Genomic DNA, 25,970 nt, shown 5'->3' with positions numbered 1-25,970 from the left:
TGACCCCTGTCACGAGCCCCGGCGCGTCACGGCTTGCGCGCGACCCCCGCCCACATGGGCACTTCGCGCGGCTCGTCCGAGCCGTCCCCGTCCGGCCGCCATTGCGGCGGTGAGACGAGCCCCGGCTCGACGAGGTCGAGGCCGTCGATGAGCGCCATCACCTCGTCGTGGTCGCGCGGGCGCGCCTTCTGGACGGCGTTCTCGTTCCACATCTTGAACGCCTCCCGCACCTGCGGGCCGCCGAGTTCGGCGGTGGCGTGGGTGAACGCCAGCCAGCTCCCGGACGGGACGGCGTCCAGCAGCCGCCACAGGATCGCGCGGGCGTCGCCGGCGTCGGTGACGAAGTGCATGAGGCTCATCAGCGTGATGCCGACCGGGCGGCCGAGGTCCAGGGTGGCGGCCGCGTCGGCGAGGATCCGGCCGGGCTCGCGCAGGTCGGCGTCCAGGTAGGCGGTGGCGCCGGACGGGCCGGAGCTGAGCAGCGCGCGGGCGTGCGCGAGGACGACCGGGTCGTTGTCGGCGTACACGACGCGGGCGCCGGGCAGGACGGCCTGTGCGACCTAGTGGACGTTCGGCTCCGTCGGCAGCCCGGTGCCGATGTCGAGGAACTGGTCGACGCCCTGCTCGGCGAGGAACGCCACCGAGCGCCGCATGAACGTGCGGTCGGCGCGCACCATCGCGACGACGTGCGGGTTCGCCGCGGCGATCTGCTCGCCGAGCTCGCGGTCGACCTCGTAGTTGTCCTTGCCGCCGAGCCAGTAGTCCCAGACCCGGGCCGAGTGCGGCCTGGTCGAGTCGATCCGGTCCGAGAGCTCGCCTGCCATGTGCCGTCACCGTCCGTGGGGGGTCGCGGTCGCCCGTCCCGGAGATCGTATGGCGGAATGCGGCGGGTTCTCAGGACTTGGCGGAGATTTCCTCCGCGCGGCCCACCCGGCTGTGCCGGTACCCGTAGAGCCCGTAGAGGACGACGCCGATCACCATCCAGGCCAGGAACCGCAGCCACGTGTCCACCGGCAGGTTGATCATCACGAACAGGCAGCCGAGCACCGACAGGATCGGGATGACCGGGACCCACGGCGTGCGGAACGCGCGGGGCAGGTCGGGCCGGGTGCGCCGCAGCACCACCACGGCGATCGAGACGACGAGGAACGCGAACAGGGTGCCGATGTTGACCAGCTCGGCGAGCTTGGCGAGCGGGATGAACCCGGCGAGGACCGCGACCACGGCGCCCATCATGATCGTCGAGCGGTAGGGGGTGCCGAACCGCGGGTGGACGGCGGACAGCCACGGCGGCATGAGGCCGTCCCGCCCCATCGCGAAGAAGATGCGGCTCTGGCCGAGCAGCAGGATCAGCACGACGCTGGTGAGGCCGATGACGGCGCCGACGTCGATGATGGTGGCGAACACCGGGTGCCCGACGGACTTGAACGCGTCGGCGAGCGGCGCGGCGGTGCTCAGCTCGCTGTAGTGCTGCATGCCGGCGACGACGGTCGACACGGCGGCGTACAGGACCGCGGTGATGACGAGGGACCCGATGAGCCCGATGGGCACGTCCCGCTGCGGGTTGCGGGCCTCCTCGGCGGCGGTGGCGACGATGTCGAAGCCGATGTAGGCGAAGAACACGATCGCGATGGCGGCGAAGATGCCGAGCCAGCCGAAGCTGGTCGGGGTGAAGCCGAACAGCACCTGCATGAGCGGCTGGGTGAGGCCGCTGCCCTCCGGGGTCGGCTTCGAGGGCGGGATGAACGGCTCGTAGTTGGAGCCCTTGACGAAGAACAGCCCCGCGAAGATCACCAGCAGCACGATCGACACCTTGACCGCCACGACCACCGCGTTCACCCGCGAGGAGATCTTGATGCCGAGCACGAGCAGCGCGGTCACCACGACCACGAGGGCGATGGCGGGGACGTTCACCGTGCCGCCCTCGCCCGGCGGGGCCGCCAGCGACGCGGGGATCGTGACGCCGATGTCGTCCAGCAGCGAGGCGAAGTAGCCGGACCAGCCGACCGACACCACGGCCGCGCCGAGCGCCATCTCCAGGATGAGGTCCCAGCCGATGATCCACGCCGGGAACTCCCCGATGGTGGCGTAGGAGAAGGTGTAGGCGGAGCCCGCGACCGGGACGGTGGAGGCGAACTCGGCGTAGCAGAGCGCCGCGAGCCCGCACACGACCGCGGCGAGGATGAACGACAGCGCGACCGCGGGACCGGCCTTGTCCCGGGCGACCTGCCCGGTGAGCACGAAGATGCCGGTCCCGATGATCACGCCGACGCCGAAGACGGTGAGGTCGAGCGCCGACAGGGCCCGCCGCAGGCGGTGCGCCGGCTCCTCGGTGTCCCGGATCGACTGCTCGACCGACTTCGTGCGCAGCAGGTTCATCCTCGCCGCCCTCCGCCTCGCCTCGTGCTCGTCGCGGCCGCCGCCGTCCGGCACGGGCGTCCGGTGCGGCCGTTGGCCGTATGCCCATATGTGCGCGGGTTATGATCAGCCGAAACGCGAGCACGCCCGTGACGTGCGGGAATGCCGGGAAAGAGGCGTTCCGAACGCGGCTCGGAACGCCCCTTTCCGGGAGAGGGCGGCGGGGTGGCGGCCCGGGGTCAGGCGGGCAGCGAGGCGACCCCCGGCTCCAGGAACCGGCGGCCGGTCACCCGCTCGGCGACGCCCGACCGGTCCAGGTACGGGGTGATGCCGCCGAGGTGGAACGGCCAGCCGGCGCCGAGGATCATGCACAGGTCGATGTCCTGCGGGGCCGCGACGACGCCCTCGTCCAGCATCACGCGGATCTCGTCGGCGAGTGCGGCCAGCGCCCGGTCGAGCACCTGCTCCTCGGTGGACGGGGTCGTCCCGCCCGCGAAGATCTCCACGACCTCGGGGTCGAGGGAGAAGTCCGGCCGGTAGACGCCGGTCTTGCCGGCCGCGACCATCGTCGCGAGGTTGCCCGACAGCGGGAACCGGTCCGGGAACGCGCCGTGCAGGGTCTCGTTGACGTGCAGCGCGATCGCCGGGCCGACCAGCCCCATCAGCACGAACGGCGGCATCGGCAGCCCGAGCGGCGCGGCGGCGCGCTCGGCGACCTCGATCGGGGTGCCCTCGTCCACCGCCTTGACGATCTCGGCGAGCAGCCGCAGCAGGACGCGGTTGACCACGAACGCCGGGGCGTCCTCGACCAGCACGCACGACTTCTTCAGCGCCTTGCCGGTCGCGAACGCGGTGGCGAGCGCGGCGTCGCCGGTCCGCTCGCCCCGGACGATCTCCAGCAGCGGCAGCACCGCGACGGGGTTGAAGAAGTGGAAGCCGACGACCCGCTCGGGGTGCGCCAGCCCGGACGCCATCTCGGTGACCGACAGCGAGGAGGTGTTGGTCGCGAGGACGCACTCGGCGGAGACGTACTCCTCCACCTCGGCGAACACCTTCTGCTTGACCGACATCTCCTCGAACACGGCCTCGATGACGAAGTCGGCGTCGGCGAACGCGTCCTTGGTCAGCGAGCCGGTGATGAGCGCCTTGAGGCGGTTCGCCTTGTCGGGGGTGACGCGGCCCTTGCCGAGCAGCTTGTCGATCTCGCCGTGCGCGTAGCCGACGCCCTTGTCCAGGCGCTCCTGGTCGAGGTCGGTCAGCACGACCGGCACCTCCAGGCGGCGCGCGAACAGCAGCGCGAGCTGCGAGGCCATCAGGCCCGCGCCGACGACGCCGACCTTGGTGACCGGGCGGGCGAGGGCCTTGTCCGGTGCCCCGGCGGGCCTCTTCGCACGCTTCTGGGTGAGGTCGAACGCGTACAGGCCGGCGCGCAGCTCGTCGCTCATGATGAGGTCGGCCAGTGCCTCGTCCTCGGCGGCGAAGCCCTCGTCGCGGGTACGGTCCTTGGCGGCGGCGACGAGGTCGAGGGCGCGCGTGTAGGACGGGGCGGCGCCGTGCAGCTTGCCGTCCACGTTCCAGCGGGCCATCGCGACCGCGTCGTCCCACGCCTTGCCCTTGTCGACCTCGGGCCGGGTGACGGTGATGTCGCCGTTGAGGACGCGGGCCGTCCAGGCGAGCGACTCCTCCAGGAAGTCGGCCGCGTCGAAGAGGGCGTCCGCGATGCCCAGCTCGTACGCCTGCGCGCCCTTCAGCGTCCGGTTCTGCGCGAGCGGGTTCTCGATGACGACCTTGAGCGCCTTCTCCGCGCCGATCAGGTTCGGCAGCAGGTACGTGCCGCCCCAGCCGGGCACCAGGCCGAGGAACGCCTCGGGCAGCGCGAACGCCGGGACCCCGGCGGAGATCGTCCGGTACGTGCAGTGCAGGCCGATCTCGACGCCGCCGCCCATCGCCGCGCCGTTGTAGTAGGCGAACGACGGGACGTCCAACTCGCCGAGCCGGCGGAACACGTCGTGCCCCAGCCTGCCGATGGACCGGGCGTCCTCCCGGTTCGCGATGAGCGGGACGCCCTTCAGGTCGGCGCCGACCGCGAAGATGAACGGCTTGCCGGTGACGCCGACGGCCGCGATGTCGTCGCGCCCGGCGATCGTGTCGATGGCCGCGTTCAGCTCGGCGAGGCCGTTGGGGCCGAACGTGTTGGGCTTGGTGTGGTCGAAGCCGTTGTCCAGTGTGATGAGCGCGAGCGTGCCCGCCGCGTAGGGCAGCGTCACATCCCGTACGTGCGCGTGCGTCACGACTTCGTCGCCGAAGACTTCCCCGAGAGTGCTCACTTGTCGTCCCCCCAGCCCACGTTCTCCCAGAGCACCGTTCCGCCCATGCCCATGCCCACACACATCGTGGTCAGTCCGTAGCGGACGTCCGTACGCTCCTCGAACTGGCGGGCGAGCTGGTTCATCAGCCGGACGCCGGACGAGGCGAGCGGGTGGCCGAGCGCGATCGCGCCGCCCCACGGGTTCACCCTGGGGTCGTCGTCGGCGATCTTGAAGTGCTCCAGGAACGCCAGCACCTGGACGGCGAACGCCTCGTTGATCTCGATGAGGCCGATGTCGTCCATGGTCAGCGCGTTGCGGGCGAGGAGCTTCTCGGTCGCGGGGACGGGCCCGACGCCCATCACCTCCGGCTCGACGCCGGCGAACGAGAAGTCGACCAGGCGCATCCGCGGCGTGAGGCCGAGCTCGCGGGCGACGTCCTCGGCGGCGAGCAGGCACGCGGTGGCGCCGTCGTTCAGCCCGGCGGCGTTCCCGGGCGTGACGTTGCCGTGCACCCGGAACGGCGTCTTCAGCTTGGCGAGGTCGTCCAGCGTGGTGCCGGGGCGCGGCGGCTCGTCCTCGGTCGCGAGCCCCCACCCCTTCTCGGCGGAGCGGACCGCGGTGGGCACGAGGTCCGGCTGGATCTTCCCGGCGGCGTAGGCGGCGGCGACCTTCTGCTGGCTGCGCACGGCGTAGGCGTCCGCGCGCTCCTTGGTGATGCCGGGGAACCGGTCGTGCAGGTTCTCCGCCGTCGAGCCCATGACCAGGGCGGACGGGTCGACGAGCCGGTCGGCGAGGAACCGCGGGTTCGGGTCGACGCCCTCGCCCATCGGGTGCCGGCCCATGTGCTCGACGCCGCCGGCGATGGCGACGTCGTAGGAGCCGAACGAGATCCCGGCGCCGGAGGTGGTCACGGCGGTCATCGCGCCCGCGCACATCCGGTCGATCGCGTAGCCGGGCACGCTCTTGGGCAGCCCGGCCAGCACGGCGGCGGACCGCCCGATGGTCAGGCCCTGGTCGCCGGTCTGGGTGGTGGCGGCGATCGCGACCTCGTCCACCCGCTCGGGCGGGAGGGACGGGTTGCGGCGCATCAGCTCGCGGATCGCGCGGACGACCATGTCGTCGGCGCGAGTCTGCGCGTACAGCCCCTTGGGGCCGGCCTTGCCGAACGGGGTGCGGACGCCGTCGACGAACACGACGTCGCGTGCGGTGCGAGGCACGGGTCGTCCTCCCTGCGGTGGGCGGTGAAGGATGGTCTCGGTGGCGTCGAGCCTCGTGCCGCCCCTGCCTGGACGACGGCACGAGTGCCCGCGACAGCGATGCTACTCGCTGGTAACCATCAATACTACTCGTCAGTAACCACTGACGAGCGCCACCGCCGGACGCGCCCCCTCAGCGAGGCCCGCCCCTCACTCGCCGGGGCGGTGCGCCACCACCAGCAGGTAGCCGAGCTCCCAGACCTCGGCGAGGGCGCCGAGATCCAGCTGGTACGCAGGGTCGTCGGCGTGCAGCTCCTCGATCTCCGGCGACACCTGCCGCTTGTGCCGCGCCGCCTCGCGCATCGTCCTGCCCATCACGTTCTCGCTGATGTCGACGATCTCGTCGACCAGCAGCCCCGCGCTCCGGATCAGCCCGGGGTACTCGTCGATGGTGACGGGGGGGCCGAGCAGCGTCTCGCGGTAGTAGGCGTCCACGGGCGCCCTCTTGTGCTCCGGGATGGGAGCCCGCTCGAAGATGTCGGTCACCAGCACCCGGCCGCCCGGCCGGACCACCCGCGCCATCTCGCCCAGGACCTGGGCGCGGTCCGGCATGTGGATGATGGACTCCAGGGCCCACGCGGCGTCGAAGGAGTCCGCCGTGTAGGGCAGCCGCATGGCGTCCGCGTGCTCGAAGCGCACCCGGTCGGCGAGCCCCTCGTCCGCGGCCAGCCGGTTGGCCAGCTTGACCTGCTCCTGGCTGACCGTCACACCGGTGACGTCCGCGCCGGTGGCCTGGGCGAGGCGCACGCCGGGGCCGCCGAGGCCGCAGCCGACGTCCAGCAGGCGCTCGCCCGCGCCGACCCGTACCTTGCCGATCATGACCTCGGTCATCCGCGCGGCCGCCTGGCGCAGGGTGGCGGCGTCCTCGGGCGAGTCCCAGTACCCGAAGTGCATGGTGGCGTTGGCCTCGGGGCCGACCATCACCGCGAGCTGCGCGAACCGGTCGTAGAAGAGACCGACCTCGCTCGGCTCCGGGATCTCGGTCCGTTCGGACGTTCCCTCACTCACCTGTGACCACCTCTACCGGTAGGTGCCGCCCCCGGGACGCAAGCGCGCAGAACCAGGAGGCGTGCGGATGGAACGGCGGCGGTGGCCGATCCCGCTCCGCGGGGCGAGCCGGGCAGCCAGCCTCAGCGTGACACCGGGAATCGGGCCCCTCAACTCCTGAATTGCACTCGCGTCGGCCGGGGCGAAACGCGGAAGGCCGCGCAATCTGAGCGGTGACAGCACGTTGAGCTGCGGTGCACGCTTGGCCCAGCGGGGTGATCGTGTTCCAAGATGTCACAGCCGCGCCGCCCATGAAGGGGACGCAGATGGTGCGCTTCAAGCTTCTCGGCAGTCTGGAGATAAACAACGGCGGACGCACGTGCGCGATCACTCCGCCGAAGGTGCGCCAGGTTCTCGCACTGCTGCTGGTGCGGACCGGCAAGCTCGTCCAGGTCGACTCGGTCATCGAGGAGCTCTGGGCGGACGCGCCGCCCCGCCGCGCCTCCAACACCGTGCAGACCTACGTCTACCAGCTCCGGAAGATCATCGACCAGGAGGGGCTCGCGCCGGCGGGCCGCGAACTGCTGTTCACCCAGCCGTTCGGCTACCAGCTCCAGATCGAGCCGGGCCAGCTCGACGTCTGCGTGTTCGAGGCGGAGGTGGCGGAGGGGCGCCGGATGCTGGACGCCGGCCGGCCCGAACTCGCCTCCCAGCGGCTGCGGCAGGCCCTGGACCTGTGGACCGGGCCCCCGCTGGCCGACGTCGTCCAGGGGAGCCTCCTCGGCACCCACGCCCTGCACCTGCAGGAGCTGCGGATGCGGGCCCTGGAGCTGCGGATCCAGACCGACGTCCAGCTCGGCCGCGACCGCGACCTGATCGGCGAGCTGCGCTCTCTGGTGGCCCGGTACCCGCTGCACGAGTGGTTCCACGGGCAGCTCATCGGCACGCTCGCCCGCGCCGGGCGGAGGGCCGAGGCGCTGGCGGCCTACGGTGAGCTGCGGGCCCTGCTGGACGAGGAGCTGGGGCTCGACCCGTCGCCCGAGCTGCAGCGCATCCACCAGGAGATGCTGACGCCCGCGTCCGGGTCCTCGCCCGTGCTCTGGACCGAGGACTTCGCGCTCCCCGACTTCGGGCGCTCTCCGGCGCTGGCCAACGGATCCCAGCGGGGACGCTGACCGCCGGGACCGCCGAGGCTCCTGAGGCCCCTGAGCGTGGGCGTGGCCCCTCCCCGTCACGCGGCCCCTCCCCGTCAGGGGCAGACCTTCACGCCCTCCTTGGCGATCGCCATGACGTACTGGCCGTAGGCGGAGCCGGCGAGTTCGGCCCCGAGCTGATGGCATTCGTCGGCGCTGATGAAGCCCTTCCGCAGCGCGATCTCCTCGATGCACGCCACCTTCACGCCCTGGCGCTCTTCGATCGCCCACACGTACTGGCCGGCCTGGAAGAGCGCCTCCGGCGTCCCGGTGTCGAACCAGACGAATCCCCGGCCGAGGTTGACCAGCCGCGCCCGCCCGCGCTCCAGGTAGGCCCGGTTGACGTCGGTGATCTCCAGCTCTCCGCGCGGGGACGGCTTCAGCCCGCGGGCGATGTCGACGACACCGCCGTCGTAGAAGTACAGGCCGGTGACCACATGGTTGGAGCGGGGACGCTCGGGCTTCTCCTCGATCGAGACCAGCCGGCCCCGCTCGTCGGTCTCCAGGACGCCGTAGCGCTCGGGGTCGTTGACCGGGTGGCCGAACAGCACGCACCCGTCGACGTCCTCGCTGTTGTCGGTCAGCAGGTCCACGAACGAGTTGCCGTGGAAGATGTTGTCCCCGAGGACCAGCGCCACGGGCCCGTCGCCGATGTGGTCCGCGCCGATGAGGAGGGCGTCCGCCAGCCCGCGCGGCTCGTCCTGCGCGGCGTAGCGGATGCGGAGCCCCAGCCGGGAGCCGTCGCCGAGCAGGCGCCGGAACAGCGGCAGGTCGACGGGCGTGGAGATGATGAGGATGTCCCGCACGCCGGCGAGCATGAGCACCGACAGCGGGTAGTAGACCATCGGCTTGCCGCAGACGGGGAAGAGCTGCTTGGAGACCGCGAGGCTGGCGGGGTGCAGCCGCGATCCGGTGCCGCCGGCGAGGATGATGCCCTTCATCGCGGGGCTCCGGCGGCCGGTGTCAGGCTCTGCATGCAGGCCAGCAGGCTGCGGGCCTCGACGTTGAGGTAGTGGCCGTGCCGCACGAGGTCGCCGAGCTGGTGCAGCGCCAGCCAGCGGAATCCGGGCGACTCCGCGGCGGCGTCCGGCCGGGTCTCGACGATGAGGCACCGGTTGCGGGCGTGGAAGAACCGGCCGCCCTCCTCCGACAGGACGGTGTCGAACCTGACCCGGTCGGGGCGGGCCCGCAGCACCTCGTCCAGGAACCGGGGGCGCGCCGCCGCGGGGAGGTGCGCGTGGTTCGCCGGCGTGGCCTGGACGGTCGGCGCCAGCTCGATCACGTCCACGAACCCGGGCTGCGCCGACGCCCGCATCAGCACGTGGAGGACGCCGCCGATCGAGCAGACGAGGAAGGCGATGACGCCCGTCGCCACCGGCCGGATCATCGGCTGGGACCAGTGCGCGACCTCGCGCCCCTCCGCGCGGACCCGCACCCCGATGACCTCGAAGTAGCGGCCGCTGCCGTGGGCGACGGCCGCGGCGGTCCGCCGCCAGCCCGCTACCTGGCCGAGCGGGACCAGCCTGGCGCGCATGTCCGTCATCGTCCGGACCTCGGTGATCCAGCTCAGCACCTCCGTGGTCGCGTGGAGGGAGCCCGCGCCCGGATCGAGCGAGCGGAGCAGGGCGGAGTGGAAGGGGTCGGTGCCGGGGACGTCGAGCAGGGCCGTCAGGTCGGCGCCGGCGGTGGGGAGGCATCCGAGCACCGTGCGGCTGTCCATGTTGACGGTGTCGTCGACGTGCAGCAGGGCGTGGACCTGGCCCAGCGTCAGCCAGCGGAAGCCGTCCAGGACCTCGACGTCGTCGGTGGTCTCCACGACCATGTTGCGGTTGCGCTTGCGGAAGAACCAGGAGCCCTGCTCCGACTGCCGCACGTCCACGATGACGTTGTGCCGCGAGGCGTGCCGGAAGTAGTCGAGGTAGGGGACCGGCCTGCCCTGGTGCACCCGCGTGTAGTTGCTGCGGGTCGCCTGCACGGTGGGGGACAGTTGGAGCCCGTTCGCGTTGCCCGGCTCGGCCTTGGCCTGCATCAGCAGGTGCAGGACGCCGTCGAACTCCTTGGCCAGGATCCCGAGGATCCCCACCTCCGGCTGGTGGATGACCGGCTGGCTCCAGGACTCGACGGGGAGTCCGGGGGCCCGCACCTCCATGCCCTCGACGGTGAAGAACCGCCCGCTCGCGTGGCCGATCGTGCCGGTCGCCGGGTCCTCCCGCCACTGGGCCATGCCGTCCAGCGGGACCCGTTCCACCGCCATCCGGAACCGCTCGGCGCACCCCGCCAGCCAGGCCGGCGTGCCGGCGCGCCCGGCGGCCAGCGCGGAGACGGCCAGCCGCCGCTGGACGGAGGCGCCGTCGCGGCGGGGGAGGAGGGAGGGCGCCGGCCGGCGCGTGGCCGTCACTCGGCGATCTTTGTTCGCATGGTCCAGTGGAAGGCCACCGGACGGGAGGGATCGATCCGCGGCTCGCGCACGATCTCGAAGTGCTCGTAACCGTTGCGGTGCAGGACCTTGATCTTGGTCTCCGCCGCCGGGGTCCGCACGGTCCGCGCGACCTGGGGGATGTCGGCCGGCCCGCCGATGAGCACTGCCTCGACGGTGTCGCCATGGGAGGTGAGCCGATCCGTTCTGTCCATCGGAGTTCCGCTCCAATCGGGACTGCTCGTGCCTGCGTATTTCCCGTTGGATCTGCGTCAGCGCGACGTTGCGACGGTTCCTGCGGACCATCTCAACGGCCCACTGATGGACCCTCTGCGAACCATTGTGTGGTCAACCGGGCCACCGGACATCTCCAAAATTGCCTTCGTTTCGCGGAACGCCTTGCGAGTGCTCGTGATCGTATCGGAATACGATGCGCCGACGCGGTCGCTTCGTCGGCTTTTCCGCAGGTCCCAGGGGGTGTGGTGATCATTGGAAAGGCATCTCTTCCCTATCTCGTTTCGGTGAAGAGCTTATGTCGAGATAGGGGCATCCGAAACCGGAATCATTGAATCTCATTAAGAATTGGGCCACCCTGGGGTGGCCGGCCGGATGTCCGCTCTTATGTCGGTCTACAGGCCGTCTCGATGCCGAGGCGGTGGCACTTGACCGTTCCACTCGGTTCGGCTTTCACTGGGGATCTTCACGATGCGACACCAAGGGGGCCTGGTGCGGCAGGAGATCGGCGATGTCGTCGAACTGATGCGTGCGCGATATCACGAGGACCTCACACTGGAGGAGCTGGCCGCCGCGGTCAGTCTCACTCCCGGGTATTTATCGCGGCTGTTCTGCCGGGAGACCGGTTACCCGCCAACGCGTTTTCTCTGCGGAGTGAGACTGGAAGTCGCGCGGCAGAAACTGCTCTGTACGGAGGAGAGTGTCGCCGATATCGCGGTGCAGGTCGGATGTGCGAGTCTCGGCACATTCACATCGCGATTCACCCGGACGGTGGGAATCTCGCCGGGACGGTACCGGCGCGCCGCCCGGCTCGGCAACGGCGCCGACGGCTTCGCCGGCGACCACGGCGACCTGCCCTGCACGCACGGTTCGATCCTGGTCTCGCTCCGCTCCACGGCGCTCTCCCCGGCCAGGGACTTCGTCGTGCGGGCCGTGCCGACCTCGCTCGTCCTCGGCGGACCGGTGCAGCCCTGCGTCGTCGAGGACCCGGACGGCACATCGCACATCGCCCATGTCTCTCCGGGCCGGTGGATGATCACCGTCAAGACGCACGGGGACAGCGGCCGCACGCCGGTGCTGGCGGCCATCCTCGGCCCGGTCCACGTCGTTCCCGGCGCCGCCGTGCCGGTCGAACTCGATCTCGAGAGGCTGCCGGAGGGGAGCATCCCGCACTGCGTGGGGCCGCTGCCCGACCGCGTCCGGCGGGGGCCGCTGGCCAGGAGCGACTTCTCCCGCTCGATGGGCGTGCACGGGCTCGCCTGCCGCGGCCCCGCCGCGGACGCCGCCGCGGCCCGGCAGCCCTCGTGACGGCGCGGCGGCGGGAACCGGTCCGCAGTCGCGCAACGAGGGAGAAGACACCCGCTCCCGCGCGCTCAAGAATCCTCATGGGGGCGGTGGACGGCGGCGGGACGTCCGGGACCCCCGGAGGCGCCCTGGACGAGGACGAGCCGGTCCAGCGCGAACTGGAACCGAGGCGAGGAGGGGCCGTGCGCCCAGTCGGTGAACACGCGGTTGTCGTCGGCGGCTCGATCGGCGGCCTGGCGGCCGCCCGCGTGCTGTCCGACAGGTTCGAGCGGGTCACCGTCATCGACCGCGACACGTTGCCCGCCGCGCCCCGCACGCGCCGCGGGGTGCCGCAGGGCGGGCACGCGCACGCGCTGCTCATCAGCGGGCGGATGAAGCTGGAGGAGCTGTTCCCGGGCCTGACCGCGGAGCTGATCGACGGCGGAGCCGTCCCGTTCGACCCGGGGCACGACCTGCTCTTCTACCAGATGGGCGCGCTCCGGACGCGGTTCCGCAGCGGGATGCTCGGGATCAGCCTCAGCCGCGCCTACCTGGAGATGTCGGTCCGCCGGCGCGTGGCGGACCTGCCCAACGTCGAGATCCGGGACCGCACCGCGGTCGGCGGGCTGCTCGGCGTCGCCGGCCGGGTGACGGGCGTCGCGCTCGACGACGGGGACCGGATCCCGGCGGACCTCGTGGTCGACGCGACCGGGCGGAGCGCGACGCGGAGCGAGCGGTGGCTCGCGGACCTGGAGTGCCCCGCCCCCGAGGTCACGACGGTCAAGATCGACGTCGGGTACACCACGCGGCTGCTGCGGCGCGGCCCGGACGACGCCCTCGGCGCGGACGGCGGCCTCCTCTTCCTGATGTCGTGCGTCCCGCCGGGGGACAAGCGCGCCGCCGCGGCGTTCGCCATCGAGGGCGACCGGTGGATGGTCACCCTCGGCGGCTGGCACCGCGCGCACGCGCCCGTCGACCCGGAGGGGTTCGCGGCGTTCGCGGCGGGCCTGCCGGACCCGCACATGGCCGACCTGCTGGCCAGGTCCGAGCCGGTGGACGACCGGGACGCGCACCGCTTCACCTACCCCGCCGCGCGCCGCCGCTACTTCGAGCGGCTGCGGCGCCTGCCCGCCGGCTACGTGGCGCTCGGCGACGCGATCTGCAGTTTCAATCCCCTCTACGGCCAGGGAATGACCGTGGCGACCCTGGAGGCGGAGGAATTGGGCCGGTGCCTGGACCGGTTCGGCGCCCCGACCGCGGAGATGGCGCGCCGGTACTACCGGGCCTGCGGAAAGACGATCGACACGCCGTGGCAGCTGTCGACGGCGAGCGACTTCATGTTCCCCGAGACGGTCGGTCCCCGGCCGTTCGGGACCGCGCTGCTCAACCGCTACGTGCGCCGCGTCATGCTGGCCAGCCACGTGTCCGTGCCCGCGCACCTGGTGATGCTGGAAGTGCAGCACCTGCTGGCCAGGCCCAGCGCGATCATGCGTCCGGCGACGATGGTCCGGTCGCTGCGGGCGGCCCGGCGCTCGCCGGCGCTGCGGTCCGCCCCGGCGCGCGGCGCCGACGTCCCGGTCCGCTGAGCGGCGCCCCCGCCCCGGCGCGGCGCGTGCCGCTGCGGGCGGTCCCCGCCATTCCGGAAAAGGCGCGCGGCAATTTGGGAGATGACCCGGAGAAGGCGCCTTTCTAGGCTGAGGATACGTCGTTCGACAACGACCGGACGAGCCGTCGGAAGAGCCCTGGAAAGGAATTCGCAGTGGAGAGCACAGCGCCAGCGCCCGCAGACCAGGTGACCGACGAGGACGTCCGCGCGTGGCTGGCGGCGACCGCCGAGCGGATCCCGGTGCGGGTGAAGGAGGTCGCGCTCGACGCGCTCGACGGCTGGGGGGCGGACCCCGCGACCGGGGCCATCTCCCCTCGCGACGGCGGATTCTTCACCGTCGAGGCAATGGAGAAGCACGCCACCGTGCACGGCTCCATCTCGCACACCAACTACCCGATCATCGTCCAGCCGGACATGGGCACCCTGGGGATCCTGATGAAGGACCTCGGCGGGGTCCCGCACGTGCTGATGCAGGCGAAGGTGGAACCGGGCAACGCCGCCGGGGCGCAGCTCGGCCCGACGGTCCAGGCGACCTGGAGCAACCGGGACCGGGAGGTCCCGTACCTGGCCTACTTCACCGACCCCGGCGACCGCCGGATCATCGCGGACGTCCGGCAGTCCGAGCAGGGGTCGTGGTTCTTCCGCAAGCGCAACCGGAACGTGATCGTCGAGGTCGAGGAGGACGTCGAGGTCCTCGACGGCTACCGCTGGCTGCCGCTCCGGCAGGTCTACGCCCTGCTCGCCGAGGGCGACACCGTGAACACCAGCGCGTGCTCGGTGCTGTCGTGCCTGCCCTTCTCCGTCCTGGGCGCGGCGGGGGCGGCGACCGGCGACGCGGGAGGCGACGCCGGCGCGGGCTTCCGGTCGGCGCTGCTGCGTTCCTGCGAGCCCGGCGCCCCGGCGCGGCACGGCACGACCGAGATCCTCAGCTGGCTCAGCCGGGCGCGCACCTACGGCGACATGAACGTCGAGCGCATCCACCTCAAGGACGCTGGCATGTGGCACGTCTCCGAGGGGCGCCTCACCCACCGGCAGTTCCAGTTCTTCGAGATCGTCGGCGCGGACATCGACCTCGGCGGCGACCGCTGGACCCAGCCGATGATCCGCACCGCGGCGGACGGCCTGGTGGTCTTCCTCGTCAGGAACATCGGCGGGGTCCTGCACGTCCTGGTCAACTCCGTCTTCGAGGGCGGCTACGTGGACGTCGCCGAGCTCGGCCCGAGCCTGCAGTGCGTCCCGTCCTTCTACGACGAGCTGCCGCCCGACGCCTACCCGCGCTTCCTCAAGGAGCTGAAGGAGGCCGACCCGGCGCAGATCCACTTCGAGACCAAGGTGACCGACCAGGCGGACATCTTCCAGGCCGCCAGCAGCCGCTACGTCATCATGGAGACCGATCTGGAGCTGGAGGGCTCGGGCGACGGCTACGGCGACTTCCGCTGGGTGACGGTCGGCCAGCTCGCGGAGCTGAACCGGCACAGCCACTACCTCAACCAGCAGTCCCGGAACCTGCTCTGCTGCCTGCAGTCCATGTGCGTCTCGGACTGACCCCCCCCGCGAAGGGCGCGCCGGGCGGCCACCGCCCGGCGCGCCTCGCATTGCGTGTGCGGCCGCCTGCTCTAATGAACCGGGCGCGGATCCGGGGGAGGCGCGAGCGCGAGGGAGGTGTCGTGTTCCGCGTCCTGGAAGCGCGGATCGGCGATCAGCCGCTCCAGGAAGCCGGCGGTGGTGCGCACTCCGGGGCCGGAGATCCGGCATTCGCCGAGCACGGCGGCCATCCGGCGCAGCGCCCGGTCGCGGTCGGGCGCCCAGACGACGAGCTTGGCCAGCAGCGAGTCGTAGGCGGCCGGAACCCGGTACCCGGGGAAGCCGTGCGTGTCGGCGCGGACGAAGGGGCCGCCCGGGAGCCGGAACTCGGTGAGCAGGCCCGGCGCGGGCGCGAAGCCCCGGTCGGGGTCCTCGGCGTTGATCCGGCACTCGATGGCGGCGCCGCGGGGCTCCACGTCCTCCGGGCCGAGCGCGAGTTCCCGGCCGGCCGCGATCCGGAACTGCTCCGCGACGATGTCCACGCCGGTGACCATCTCGGTCACCGGGTGCTCGACCTGGATGCGGCAGTTGGTCTCCAGGTAGGCGAACGAGCCGTCGGGCGAGACCAGGAACTCGAACGTCGCCGCGCCGACGCAGCCCGCCGCCCGCGCGCCGGCCACCGCCGCCTCGGACATGCGCTCGGCGAGCCCGCCGGGCAGCCGCGGGGCGGGGGCCTCCTCGATGAGCTTCTGGCGGCGGCGCTGGACCGAGCAGTCACGGGTCCCGAGGGGCAGGACGTTGCCGTGCGCGTCGCAGAGCAGCTGCACCTCGACGTGGCGGGCCGAGCCGAGGTGGCGTTCGAGGTAGACGCGGTCGTCGCCGAACAGCGCCTGCGCGTCGGCCCGGATCCGCCGCCAGGCGGCCGGCAGGTCCGCGGCCTCGCGCACGACCGCCATCGCGTTCCCGCCGCCCCCGGCCGCGGCCTTGAGGATCACCGGGTACCCGATCGCGTCCGCCGCCGCCCGCGCCGCCGCCACACTCTCCAGCGGCGCCGCCGAGCCGGGCAGCAGCGGCAGGCCCGCCTCGGCCATCAGGGCGCGTGCGGCGATCTTGTCGCCGAAGACCTCCAGCACCGGCGCGGGCGAACCGACGAAGGTGATGCCGTTCTCCGCGCACACCGCGGCCAGGTCGGCGTCCTCGGAGAGGAACCCGTACCCGGGGTGGAGCGCATCGGCGCCGGTGCGCCGGGCCGCCTCGATGAGCGCGGGGATGTTCAGGTAGCTGCGCCGGGCGGAGGCGGGGCCGATCTGCACGCTCTCGTCGGCCAGCCGCACCACGGCCGAGTCCCGGTCCTCGGTGGAGTGCACGGCGACCACCCGCAGCCCGAGCTCGCGGCAGGTCCGCGCCACCCGGAGCGCGATCTCGCCCCGGTTCGCGATGAGCACGGTCGAGAACACGGGGTCAGCCCCCGGCGGCGTCGGTGAGGACGGCGTCTGTGCGGGCGGCGTCGGTGAGGACCAGGAGCGGCTCGCCGTACTCGATCTCGGCGCCGTCGCCGGCCACGATCTCGACCACCCGGCCCGCGCGGTCGGCCTCCACGGGGAGCATCAGCTTCATCACCTCGACGATGCCGACCTGCTGCCCGGCGGCGACGGTGTCGCCCACGCTCACGAAGGGCGCGGCGTCCGGTTCGGGCGCCTGGTAGAAGACGCCGACCGACGGGGCGAGGATCGGGAACCGCCCGTCCTCGGCCGCCGCCGGCGCGGCGGCCATGGCGCCGGCCGCGCCGCCGGGCGCCGCCGGGGCCGTGCGGCCCGCACCGTCCGGCGGCCATTCCAGCTCCACCGCCACGGCGCCGGCGCGCAGCCGCAGCGACGCGGGCGGATGGGGGACTCCCGACAGCAGCCGCGCGGCGTTGTCCCGGACGGCCTCGATCAGCTCGATCAGGTCGGTTCCGCTCGCCGAGCTGCGGTCTCGGTCGCGCTGGGCGACGGCGTCCGCGGTAAGCGTCATCAGTGCCTCTCTTCGGGATCTGCCGGCGCGGCAGGGGGGATCGAACGGGCGGCGGGAGCGGCGGGCGGCGGCATCGCGAACCGCCGGTACCGGGCCAGCCGTTCGGCGAGCAGGCGGCCGGGCGGCCGGTCCGCCAGCTCCCGCAGGGTCGCGCGCACCGCCTCGCCGATGCGCGCGGCGGTGGCCCGGGGCGCGTCCTCGACGCCGCCCGCGGGCTCGGGGACGACCGCGTCCACCACGCCGAGCCGCAGCAGTTCGCGGGCGTCGAGCCGCAGCGCCGCCGCCGCCTCGGGCGCGGCGGCGGGATCCTGCCAGAGGATCGCGGCGCAGCCCTCCGGGCTGATGACGGAGTAGACGGCGTCGGCCAGCATGAGCACGCGGTCGGCGACGGCCAGCGCCAGGGCGCCGCCGCTGCCGCCCTCGCCGGTGATCACGGTGACGATCGGCACCGGGAGCCGGGCCATCAGCCGCAGGTTGGCCGCTATCGCCGCCGCCTGGTGCCGCTCCTCGGCCTCGACGCCGGGATGGGCGCCGGGCGTGTCGACGAACGTGAGCACCGGCAGCCCCAGCTTGCCGGCGAGCCGCATCAGCCGCGCCGCCTTGCGGTAGCCGGCGGGCGAGGACATGCCGAAGTCGTTCCGGGCGAGCTCCTGCGGGGTGTGCCCCTTCTGGTTGCCGACCACCAGCACGGCCCGGCCCTCGAACACCCCCACGCCGCCGACGATGGCGGAGCAGTCGTCGGAGAGCCGGTCGCCGTGCAGTTCCTCGAAGTCGGCCACCAGGTGGGGCAGCAGGTCCCGCAGCGTCGGGCGCTTCAGCGAACGGGCGCGGCGGACGGTCTCCCAGGGCGGGCGCTCCGGGAGCAGGCCGAAGTCGGTGACGAGGGCCGGCGCGCCGGGCTCGCCGGGCGCACCGGACGACGGGGCGGACGCCGGGTGCGGGACCGGGCCGGAGCCGTCCGCCGGGGGAGCGGCGGCCCGTCCGGCGGCCAGCACCCGCGACAGCGTCCCGCGCAGCTCGGCGCGCGGCGCGACGATGTCGACGCCGCCGTGTTCGAGCAGGTGCTCGGCGGTCTGGAAACCCGGCGGCAGGGTCTGCCGGATGGTCTGCGCGATGACGCGCGGACCGGCGAAGCCCAGCCGGGCGCCGGGCTCGGCGATGATGACGTCGGCGAGCGTGGCGTAGGACGCGGCGACGCCGCCGTACGTCGGGTCGGTGATCAGCGACAGGGTGAGGACCCCCGCCTCGTCGAGCATGGCCAGCGCCGCGCTGGTCCGGGCGAGCTGCATGAGGGAGATCGCCCCCTCCTGCATCCGCGCGCCGCCGGACGCGGTGACGAGGAGCAGCGGCACCCGCTCGGCGCACGCCGTCTCGGCGGCGAGGCAGATCCGGTCGCCCACCCCCGCGCCGAGGCTGCCGCCCATGAACCGGAAGTCCATGACGGCGGCGACCACCGGGTGGCCGTCGATCGTCCCGCGCACGCAGATGGCGGCCTCGTCCAGGCCGGTGGCCGCGCGGGCCTCCCGGAGCCGGTCCGGGTAGGGCCTGCTGTCGCGGAAGCCGAGCGGGTCGGCGGTGCCGACCGGGGGGCCGAAGCGGACGGCGCTCCCCGGATCCAGCAGCTGCTCCACCCGGTCCGCGGCGCTCAGCGGGGCGTGCCGCCCGCACTCGGGGCACACCCCCAGGCGGCGTGCGACCTGCCGGGCATGGCTGAGGGTCCGGCAGCGGCGGCAGACGATCCAGTCCGCCCGGCCGGAACCCGAGGCTCTCTGGGCAAGGGCCACGGCCGAACCTCTTCCTCGTCGGGCCTGCGAGCCGACACGGCTCGGCGGCGTCCCGTCTCTCCGGCGTCGCCGCCAAGCCCATGCTCGGATCCTCCGGAACCCCTGTCACCGCTTAGATTGCTCCGCGCCCCGGCCCGGACCCGCCCATGCCCTCTGACGTGCCGTCCTGGCACCGGGTCTTGACCGAGCGCAATCTGGGCGGTGACAGCGGGCGTGCCGACGCGGAGGCTGGCTGGGTCCGCAGCGGTGGGTCCAGGTGCGCGTTCTCAGCGGCGCCGGCGTGCTCATCCCGTGCTCAGACCCGACTTCGGAGGTGATCGACCATGCCAGAGGCGGAGCGATCGGTGCGGCTGGAGCTGCTCGGCCGGATGCGGGTCTGGCGGGACGAGACCGAGGTGACGCCCGGGCCGCCCAAGCAGCGGGCCGTGCTGGGCCTGCTGGCCGGCCGGGTGAACGAGGTCGTGGAGATCGAGGAGATCATCGACGCCGTCTGGGGCGACACGGTCCCGGCGACCGCCAGCAACAGCGTCCACACCTACATCGCCGGCCTGCGCAAGGTGCTGGAGCCCAGGCGCGGCCGGCGGGACACGGGCGAGGTGCTGGTCTCCACGGGCGGCGGCTACAGCCTGTGCGTCCCGCCGGAGAACATCGACGTCGAGCGGTTCATGGAGCTGCTGGCGGACGCCCGCCGGTCGCTGGCGGGCGGGCTGCCCGCGGCGGCGCTCCGCGAGTTCGACGCGGCGCTCGGCCTGTGGCGGGGGGAGGCGTACACGAGCGTCCCCGGCCCGTTCGCCGAGACCGAGCGCGCCCACCTGTTCGAGCTGCGGATGACGGCGACCGAGGAATGGGCCGGGCTGATGCTGGAGGTGGGCCGGCACCCCGAGCTCGCGGCGGTGCTGACCGCGTCCGTCGCCAAGCACCCGCTCCGGGAGCGGCTGCGCTGGCTGCTCATGCTGGCGCTGTACCGGTGCGGCAGGCAGGCGCGGGCGCTGGAGGTGTACCGCGAGACGCGGGAACTGCTCATCCAGGAGCTCGGCATCGAGCCGGGGCCCGACCTGCGCACGCTGCACGAGCAGATCCTCGCGGGCAGCCCGGAGCTGCTCGCGCCGGTGGCGGGCGGGGCGCCGGCGCTCGGACGGCCGGGGCCGCGGGACGGCGGCCTCGGCGAGTTCGTGGCGCTGCGCCCGGCGCAGCTCCCCCCGAAGGCCCGCGGGTTCACCGGCCGGACGGCGGAGCTCGGCGCGCTGCGGGCGATCATCGACGAGGGGATGGCCCAGCCCGGGAACAAGCCGCCGCTGGTGGTGATCGACGGGGTCGCCGGGAGCGGCAAGACCGCGCTGGCCCTCACGGTCGGGCACGAGTTCATCGACCGGTTCCCGGACGGCCAGCTGTTCATCGACCTCGGCGGCTTCAGCCCGGGGCGCCGCCCGCTGGACGCCGCGGAGGCGCTCGGCTCGCTGCTGCTCAGCCTCGGGGTGAGCCGCAGGCACGTGCCCGCCGAGCTGGAGGGGCGCACGGCGCTGTACCGGAGCCTCCTGCACGACCGGCGGGTGCTGATCGTCCTCGACGACGCGCTCGAACCCGAGCAGCTGCGGCCCCTGGTCCCCGGCGGGCCCGCCTGCGTCCTGATCACCAGCAGGCGGCGGCAGAGCGGCTTCGTGGCGCGGGACGGGGCGCACCGCGTCGAGGTGGCCCCGCTGGAGCTGGACGAGTCGATCAGCCTGCTCACCTACCTGATCGGCGCGGAGCGGGTGGACGGGCAGCGCGAGGACACGGTCCGCATCGCCGAGATGTGCGGGCACCTCCCGCTCGCCCTGCGGCTCGCCGCCGAGCAGCTCACCGCCCACCCCCGGATGCGGTTCGCCGAACTGGTCGAGCGCTACACCCCGAAGAACAGCAGGCTCGACCGGCTCGCGGTGGAGAACGACCCCGAGGCGACGCTGCGGTCGGTCTTCGGGGCCTCGTACCGGGCGCTGGACGCCGAGCCCGCCCGCATGTTCCGGCTGCTGGGCGCGTACGGCGCGCCCGTGTTCTGCGTGTCCGAGGCCGCGGCGCTGGCCGGGCTGCCGTGGGGCTCCGCCCGGCGGGTGCTGGAGAACCTCGCCGACAACCATCTACTGGACGCCGAAGGCCGCGACAACTACCGTTTCCATACGCTGATCGGCACGTACGCCGCCGAGTGCTCGCGGCAGGAACCGGAACGCCGCCGAAATGAGGCGCTGCGCAGGGTGCTCCGCTACCAACGGGCCAGGAATGGCTTCTTCGGCGGCGCCGAGAGCATTCTCGACATTGACCACCCGGCGGCCCGGATCTAGCCGTCCGCCAGGCTTTTCCGTGCCGTGGCCGGCGGTCCGCCGACCGCTCCTAACCCCTGCTCAGCCCGCCTTCGGCGCCGGATCGCGGCGGCCGGCGGGCGCGGCGCGCCCGGATGGGTGACGCTTTCACTGTTGTGCCCCGCCGCCTTTATGTCATCTCCCATATTGCGGGTCATTTGTGCTTAGAGGGTGTCCAGCGGGCGTGCAGACTTTCTCTAGTGCCGACGGGGCAGAATGGCATGGTATCGATCGGTCCGGTCCTCGGAACCGGGGCTCGCGGATGGTTCGATCAAGCCGTATCCGGATTAGTGGAAGGTCGGCATGTCGTCCAATCTCTTCGGGATTCCTGACCAATTCGACGTCGTGGTGATCGGCGGCGGCCCCGCCGGCGCCACCACCGCCGGCCTGCTCGCCAAGAACGGGCGCCGGGTCCTCATCCTCGACCGGGAGCGCTTCCCGCGCTACCACATCGGAGAGTCCCTCATCCCCGCGGTCATGGGGCCCATGGAGGAGCTCGGGCTCACCGAGCGCATGGACGCCCGCGGCTTCGAGCGCAAGTACGGCGGGACGCTCGTGTGGGGCAACGACCAGGTCCCGTGGAACTTCTCGTTCATCAAGGGCGGCCCGTACGCGTACTCCTACCACACCCGCCGCGCGGACTTCGACACGCTGATCCTCGACCGGGCCCGCGAGCTGGGCGCCTACGTCCTGGAGGAGGCGACGGTCAAGGAGCCCATCCTGGACGACTCCGGCCGCGTCACCGGCGTGCGCTACACGGTCCAGGGCGAGAAGCAGGTCCACGAGGCGCGCGCCTCCATGGTGGTGGACGCCTCCGGGCAGGCCCGCGTCCTCAGCCGGCGCTTCTCCGAGATCACCTGGCACGACGAGCTCCGCAACGTTGCCGTCTGGACCTACTTCGACGGCTGCGACCGGCTGCCTGGCGACGAGTGGACGAACATCCTCATCGAGGGCCTGGACGAGGGCTGGTTCTGGGCCATCCCCATCGACAAGGACCGGCAGAGCGTCGGCTACGTGACGCGCGCCGAGCACGCCGGCAAGACCGACCAGTCGCTGCAGGAGCTGTTCGCCGAGCAGCGGGAGCGCACGACCAAGCTCAAGCACCTGCTGCGCGACGCCCGCCAGTCCGGCGGCTTCCGGAGCGCCCGCGACTGGTCGTACACCTCCCACACCTTCCACGGCGACGGCTGGGTGCTCGTGGGCGACTCGGCGGCGTTCGTCGACCCGCTCTTCTCGACCGGCGTCGCGCTGGCGACGCTGGCCGCCAGCACGCTGGCGAAGATCCTCGGCCCGGTCCTGGACCACCCCGAGATCGAGGGCGCCGCGCTGGACCGGTACGCCGGCGCCTACCGCTCCTTCTTCGACGAGATCAGGACCTTCGTCGAGCGGTTCTACGACCGCACGAAGTACGAGGAGTTCTACTACAGCCTCGCCCAGGAGCTCGTCGACCCGGAGAAGAAGAACGAGCCGTCCAAGGACTTCGTGCAGCTGGTCTCCGGGCTGAGCGGCAAGCACGAGATGTTCCAGATCCAGCTGGACGACCTGCTCGCCGAAGGCGCGGTGGAGGCCGCGTCCTGATCGTCCGCCCAGCCGGTGCCCGTGCGCAGCCGCCCGTTCGAGCAGAAGTGAGTGGGGCCGTCCGCCAGTGACCAGCCATCAGGTGCAGCTGTTGTTCGCGGATCTCGCGTTGATCCTCGTGCTCGCCCGCGGGCTCGGGGCGCTGGCGACGCGCGTGGGGCAGCCCGCGGTGGTCGGCGAGATCATCGCGGGCATCCTGCTCGGCCCCACGCTGCTGAGCGACGGGCTCTCCCGGGCGCTGTTCCCGGCGGAGGTCCAGTCGGTGCTCGCCGGGATCGCGGACCTCGGCCTCGCGCTGTTCATGTTCGCCGTCGGCCTCGAGGTGGACACGGGCTCGCTGCGGGGCCGGGGGCGGACGGCCGCCGGCGCGATCGTCGGGGCGACCCTCGTCCCCTTCGCCCTCGGGGTCGGCCTGGGGTTCCACCTGCTGCGGGTGCACCCCGTGGAGGGGAGCCCCTCGGCCGCGTTCGTGGTGTTCGCCGGGCTGGCCGTCTCGGTGACGGCCTTCCCGGTGCTCGCCAGGATCCTGGAGGACCGCGGGCTGTTCGCCACGCCGCTGGGAGGCCTGGCGCTGGCGGTGGCCGCGATCGTCGACGTCGCGGCGTGGGTGGCGCTCGCGGCCGTCCAGGCCATGGTGGGCGGCGCGGCGGCGCTGTGGCGGGCGGGTCTGTTCGTCTGCTACGCGGCCCTGCTCTTCCTCGTCGTCAGGCCGCTGCTGCGCAGGTTCCTGGAGGGCGGCAGGGCGGGCGGACCACTGACCCCGTGGACCTTCGCGGTGCTCCTCAGCGGCACGCTGCTGTCGGCCGTCGCGACCCAGGCCATGGGGATGCACCTGATCATGGGTGCGTTCCTGTTCGGGCTGATCATGCCGCGGGGCGGTGGTCCAGCCCTGCGGGCCGACGTCGAGGACCGCCTCGGCCAGCTCACCGCGGTGCTGCTGCCGGTGTACTTCGTGGTGGCCGGCCTGCGCATCGACCTGGCCTCGCTGGACGTCTCCGACCTCTGGCTGCTGTGCCTGATCATGGCCGTGGCCGTGGCGGGCAAGGTCGGTGGGACCTACCTGGGGCTGCGCACCCAGGGGATGCCGGCGCGGCCCTCGGCCGCGATCGCCGCGCTGATGAACACGCGGGGGCTCACCGGGCCGGTCGTCCTCGGCGTCGGCCTGGAGCTCGGCCTGCTGGACGACGCGCTCTACTCGCTGATGGTCGTCATGACGCTGCTGACGACGCTGATGACCGGGCCCCTCCTGGCGCTGACCCTCCGCGGGCGGGCGGACGAGCCCGCGGCGGGCGCGGGCGCCCGCGAGCCGACGGGACGGACCGCGGTGCCGCCCTGAAGCGGGCACGCCGCCGCCACAGAGAACGGACGGGTCGCCTCCGGCCCAAGAAGCGAAGGGTGAGACAAGTGCAGCCGAACACCAGCGCGCACCGGCGTGCCGAACATTTCGACGTGGCGATCCTGGGCAGCGGCATGGCGGGCGGCATGCTCGGCGCCGTCCTGGCCCGCAACGGCGTCAGCGTGCTGCTGCTCGACGCGGGCGTGCATCCGCGGTTCGCCGTGGGCGAGTCGACCATTCCCTACACCTCCGGCATGACCCGGCTCATCGCCGACCGCTACCGGGTGCCGGAGATCATGCCGCTGTCGAGCTTCAAGGGCATCACGCGGCGCGTCTCGGCCAACTGCGGCAGGAAGCAGAACTTCGGGTTCGTCTACCACCGGGAAGGGCGGGCGCAGAACCCGGAGGAGATCAACCAGCTGGTCGTCCCGGCGGCCCTGCGGACCGAGACCCACCTGTTCCGGCAGGACATCGACGCCTACCTGTTCCAGGTGGCGGTCAAGTACGGCGCGACCCCCCGCCTGAACACCAGGATCGAGGACATCGAGATCGACCCGGACTCCGGGGCGGTGCTCCGGGGCGCGCGGGGCGAGGAGTTCCGCGCCTCGTACGTGGTCGACGGCAGCGGCTTCCGCTCGCCGCTGGCGGAGAAGTTCGAGCTGCGGGAGACCCCCACCAGGGCGCGCACCCACACCCGCACGATCTTCACCCACATGATCGGGGTGACGCCGTTCGACGACGCGCCCGCGGCCAAGCGCCACGACCAGCCGAACCCGTGGCACAACGGCACACTGCACCACGTCTTCGACGGCGGCTGGCTCTGGGTGATCCCGTTCGACAACCACCCGGGGGCCATCAACAAGCTCTGCAGCGTCGGGTTGACCTTCGACCCGAGGGTCCATCCCAAGGACGACGGCGTCCCCCCGGAACAGGAGTTCAACGCCTTCCTGGAACGGTTCCCGCAGATCGCGCACCAGTTCAAGGAGGCCAAGGCCGTCCGGCCCTGGGTCTCCACGGGCCGGCTGCAGTACTCGGCCAAGCAGGTGGTGGGGGAGCGGTACTGCCTCACCTCCCACGCGGCGGGGTTCATCGACGCCCTGTACTCCCGCGGCCTCACCAACACCCTCGAACTCGTCAACGCCCTCGGCTGGCGCCTGATCGCGGCCTCCCGGGACGGGAACTGGTCGCTGGAGCGGTTCGGGTACCTGGAGGCGCTGCAGCAGGGGCTCTTCGACTTCCACGACGACCTCGTCTTCAGCTCGTTCGTCGGCTTCGGCGACTACGAGCTGTGGAACGCGGCGTGCCGCACCTGGATGCTCGGCACGATGCTCGGCAACGTCATGCTCGAGGACGCCTACTACCGGTTCGCCAAGACCGGTGACGAGTCGGTCTTCCTGGAACTGGAGAACAGCAAGCACCCGGGCTCGCCGCTGCCGGTCAGCGCCGGGTTCAACGAGCTGGGGATCGCCACCCGCGAACTGTGCGAGTCGGTGCGGGAGGGCACGGTGACCGCGGACGCCGCCGCCGCGCGGATCCTCCGCCACATCAAGGACGCCGACTACATCGCCCCCGCGTTCCGGCTCGGCGAGCGCGACACCCGCTGCTTCAACATGACCCCGCTGAAGATGGCGAAGAACGCCGTCTGGTGCCGCAGGCAGGCCCCTCCCGAGATGGGACCGCGCATGATCCGCGCCAGCAAGGGCCTCGTCCGCATGCGCTTCCGCGAGTAGCGCCGACCGCCCACACCCCCCGCAACAGC

General features: G+C 72.5%; 18 protein-coding genes and 1 pseudogene. 8 read left to right on the top strand and 11 right to left on the bottom strand.

Annotation, left to right across the window (positions count from 1 at the left end; all coding sequences use genetic code 11):
- Positions 1–26 precede the first annotated feature (26 nt).
- The 5 genes and pseudogenes from HUT06_RS29370 to HUT06_RS29350 all read right to left on the bottom strand — a co-directional run bounded on the left by HUT06_RS29370 (position 27) and on the right by HUT06_RS29350 (position 6,931).
- Positions 27–824: pseudogene (locus tag HUT06_RS29370) on the bottom strand (SAM-dependent methyltransferase).
- 70 nt (positions 825–894) lie between these two features.
- On the bottom strand, positions 895–2,379 hold the full coding sequence (locus HUT06_RS29365; RefSeq protein ID WP_176198672.1) for an amino acid permease: 1,485 nt from the start codon (positions 2,377–2,379) through the stop codon (positions 895–897).
- A gap of 218 nt (positions 2,380–2,597) precedes the next feature.
- On the bottom strand, positions 2,598–4,685 hold the full coding sequence (locus HUT06_RS29360; protein ID WP_176198671.1) for a 3-hydroxyacyl-CoA dehydrogenase NAD-binding domain-containing protein: 2,088 nt from the start codon (positions 4,683–4,685) through the stop codon (positions 2,598–2,600).
- Entirely contained in the window at positions 4,682–5,884 is a 1,203-nt protein-coding gene (locus tag HUT06_RS29355; RefSeq protein WP_176198670.1) for a thiolase family protein, read from the bottom strand. The genes HUT06_RS29360 and HUT06_RS29355 overlap by 4 nt, the downstream gene beginning before the upstream one ends.
- 189 nt (positions 5,885–6,073) lie before the next feature.
- Complete coding sequence (locus HUT06_RS29350; RefSeq protein ID WP_176198669.1) at positions 6,074–6,931, bottom strand: cyclopropane-fatty-acyl-phospholipid synthase family protein; 858 nt, start codon at positions 6,929–6,931, stop codon at positions 6,074–6,076.
- A 305-nt stretch (positions 6,932–7,236) separates the two neighbouring features.
- Between HUT06_RS29350 and HUT06_RS29345 the strand changes: the two genes are divergently transcribed.
- Positions 7,237–8,085 (top strand): AfsR/SARP family transcriptional regulator, encoded by an 849-nt coding sequence (locus tag HUT06_RS29345; RefSeq protein ID WP_176198668.1) that lies wholly within the window; start codon positions 7,237–7,239, stop codon positions 8,083–8,085.
- Positions 8,086–8,159: 74 nt separating this feature from the next.
- On the opposite strand, the gene rfbA is transcribed toward HUT06_RS29345, so the two are convergent.
- The 3 genes from rfbA to HUT06_RS44855 are packed head-to-tail and all read right to left on the bottom strand — an operon-like array spanning position 8,160 to position 10,734.
- Positions 8,160–9,044 (bottom strand): glucose-1-phosphate thymidylyltransferase RfbA, encoded by an 885-nt coding sequence (gene rfbA, locus HUT06_RS29340; RefSeq protein ID WP_176198667.1) that lies wholly within the window; start codon positions 9,042–9,044, stop codon positions 8,160–8,162.
- Entirely contained in the window at positions 9,041–10,501 is a 1,461-nt protein-coding gene (locus HUT06_RS29335; RefSeq protein ID WP_176198666.1) for an NDP-hexose 2,3-dehydratase family protein, read from the bottom strand. The genes rfbA and HUT06_RS29335 overlap by 4 nt, the downstream gene beginning before the upstream one ends.
- Positions 10,498–10,734 carry a DUF5988 family protein gene (locus HUT06_RS44855; RefSeq protein WP_176198665.1) on the bottom strand — a complete coding sequence of 79 codons (237 nt, stop codon included), beginning with the start codon at positions 10,732–10,734 and terminating at the stop codon, positions 10,498–10,500. Before HUT06_RS44855 ends, HUT06_RS29335 begins: the two co-directional genes overlap by 4 nt.
- 511 nt (positions 10,735–11,245) lie before the next feature.
- Between HUT06_RS44855 and HUT06_RS29325 the strand changes: the two genes are divergently transcribed.
- The 3 genes from HUT06_RS29325 (at position 11,246) to HUT06_RS29315 (ending at position 15,188) form a co-directional block, all read left to right on the top strand.
- Positions 11,246–12,061, top strand: a complete 816-nt coding sequence (locus HUT06_RS29325) for a helix-turn-helix domain-containing protein (protein ID WP_176198664.1) — start codon at positions 11,246–11,248, stop codon at positions 12,059–12,061.
- Positions 12,062–12,240: 179 nt separating this feature from the next.
- A complete protein-coding gene (locus HUT06_RS29320; RefSeq protein WP_176198663.1) occupies positions 12,241–13,623 on the top strand; it encodes a hypothetical protein in 1,383 nt (460 codons plus the stop codon).
- Between the two features lie 173 nt (positions 13,624–13,796).
- Positions 13,797–15,188: an NDP-hexose 2,3-dehydratase family protein gene (locus HUT06_RS29315; protein WP_176198662.1), complete on the top strand. Its 1,392-nt coding sequence runs from the start codon at positions 13,797–13,799 to the stop codon at positions 15,186–15,188.
- 71 nt (positions 15,189–15,259) lie between these two features.
- Here HUT06_RS29315 and HUT06_RS29310 read toward each other — a convergent pair whose 3' ends face one another.
- The 3 genes from HUT06_RS29310 to accD are packed head-to-tail and all read right to left on the bottom strand — an operon-like array spanning position 15,260 to position 18,964.
- The gene (locus HUT06_RS29310) at positions 15,260–16,624 is read right to left on the bottom strand and encodes an acetyl/propionyl/methylcrotonyl-CoA carboxylase subunit alpha (protein ID WP_176198661.1); all 1,365 of its coding nucleotides are present in this window, start codon (positions 16,622–16,624) and stop codon (positions 15,260–15,262) included.
- Between the two features lie 4 nt (positions 16,625–16,628).
- Entirely contained in the window at positions 16,629–17,180 is a 552-nt protein-coding gene (locus HUT06_RS29305) for an acetyl-CoA carboxylase biotin carboxyl carrier protein subunit (protein ID WP_176198660.1), read from the bottom strand.
- Entirely contained in the window at positions 17,180–18,964 is a 1,785-nt protein-coding gene (gene accD, locus HUT06_RS29300; protein WP_176198659.1) for an acetyl-CoA carboxylase, carboxyltransferase subunit beta, read from the bottom strand. Before accD ends, HUT06_RS29305 begins: the two co-directional genes overlap by 1 nt.
- 323 nt (positions 18,965–19,287) lie before the next feature.
- Here accD and HUT06_RS29295 point away from each other — a divergent pair, with 323 nt between their 5' ends.
- The 4 genes from HUT06_RS29295 to HUT06_RS29280 all read left to right on the top strand — a co-directional run bounded on the left by HUT06_RS29295 (position 19,288) and on the right by HUT06_RS29280 (position 25,941).
- A complete protein-coding gene (locus tag HUT06_RS29295; protein WP_176198658.1) occupies positions 19,288–21,279 on the top strand; it encodes a BTAD domain-containing putative transcriptional regulator in 1,992 nt (663 codons plus the stop codon).
- A gap of 321 nt (positions 21,280–21,600) precedes the next feature.
- Positions 21,601–22,875: an NAD(P)/FAD-dependent oxidoreductase gene (locus HUT06_RS29290; protein ID WP_176198657.1), complete on the top strand. Its 1,275-nt coding sequence runs from the start codon at positions 21,601–21,603 to the stop codon at positions 22,873–22,875.
- A 91-nt stretch (positions 22,876–22,966) separates the two neighbouring features.
- Positions 22,967–24,211 (top strand): cation:proton antiporter, encoded by a 1,245-nt coding sequence (locus tag HUT06_RS29285; protein WP_217711506.1) that lies wholly within the window; start codon positions 22,967–22,969, stop codon positions 24,209–24,211.
- A gap of 59 nt (positions 24,212–24,270) precedes the next feature.
- Positions 24,271–25,941: an NAD(P)/FAD-dependent oxidoreductase gene (locus HUT06_RS29280; RefSeq protein WP_217711505.1), complete on the top strand. Its 1,671-nt coding sequence runs from the start codon at positions 24,271–24,273 to the stop codon at positions 25,939–25,941.
- Positions 25,942–25,970 lie beyond the last annotated feature (29 nt).

The sequence above is a fragment of the Actinomadura sp. NAK00032 genome, assembly GCF_013364275.1.
Lineage (GTDB): Bacteria > Actinomycetota > Actinomycetes > Streptosporangiales > Streptosporangiaceae > Spirillospora.
The sequence above is the reverse complement of the archived record's forward strand: the minus strand, read 5'-3'. Positions and strand labels throughout refer to the sequence as shown.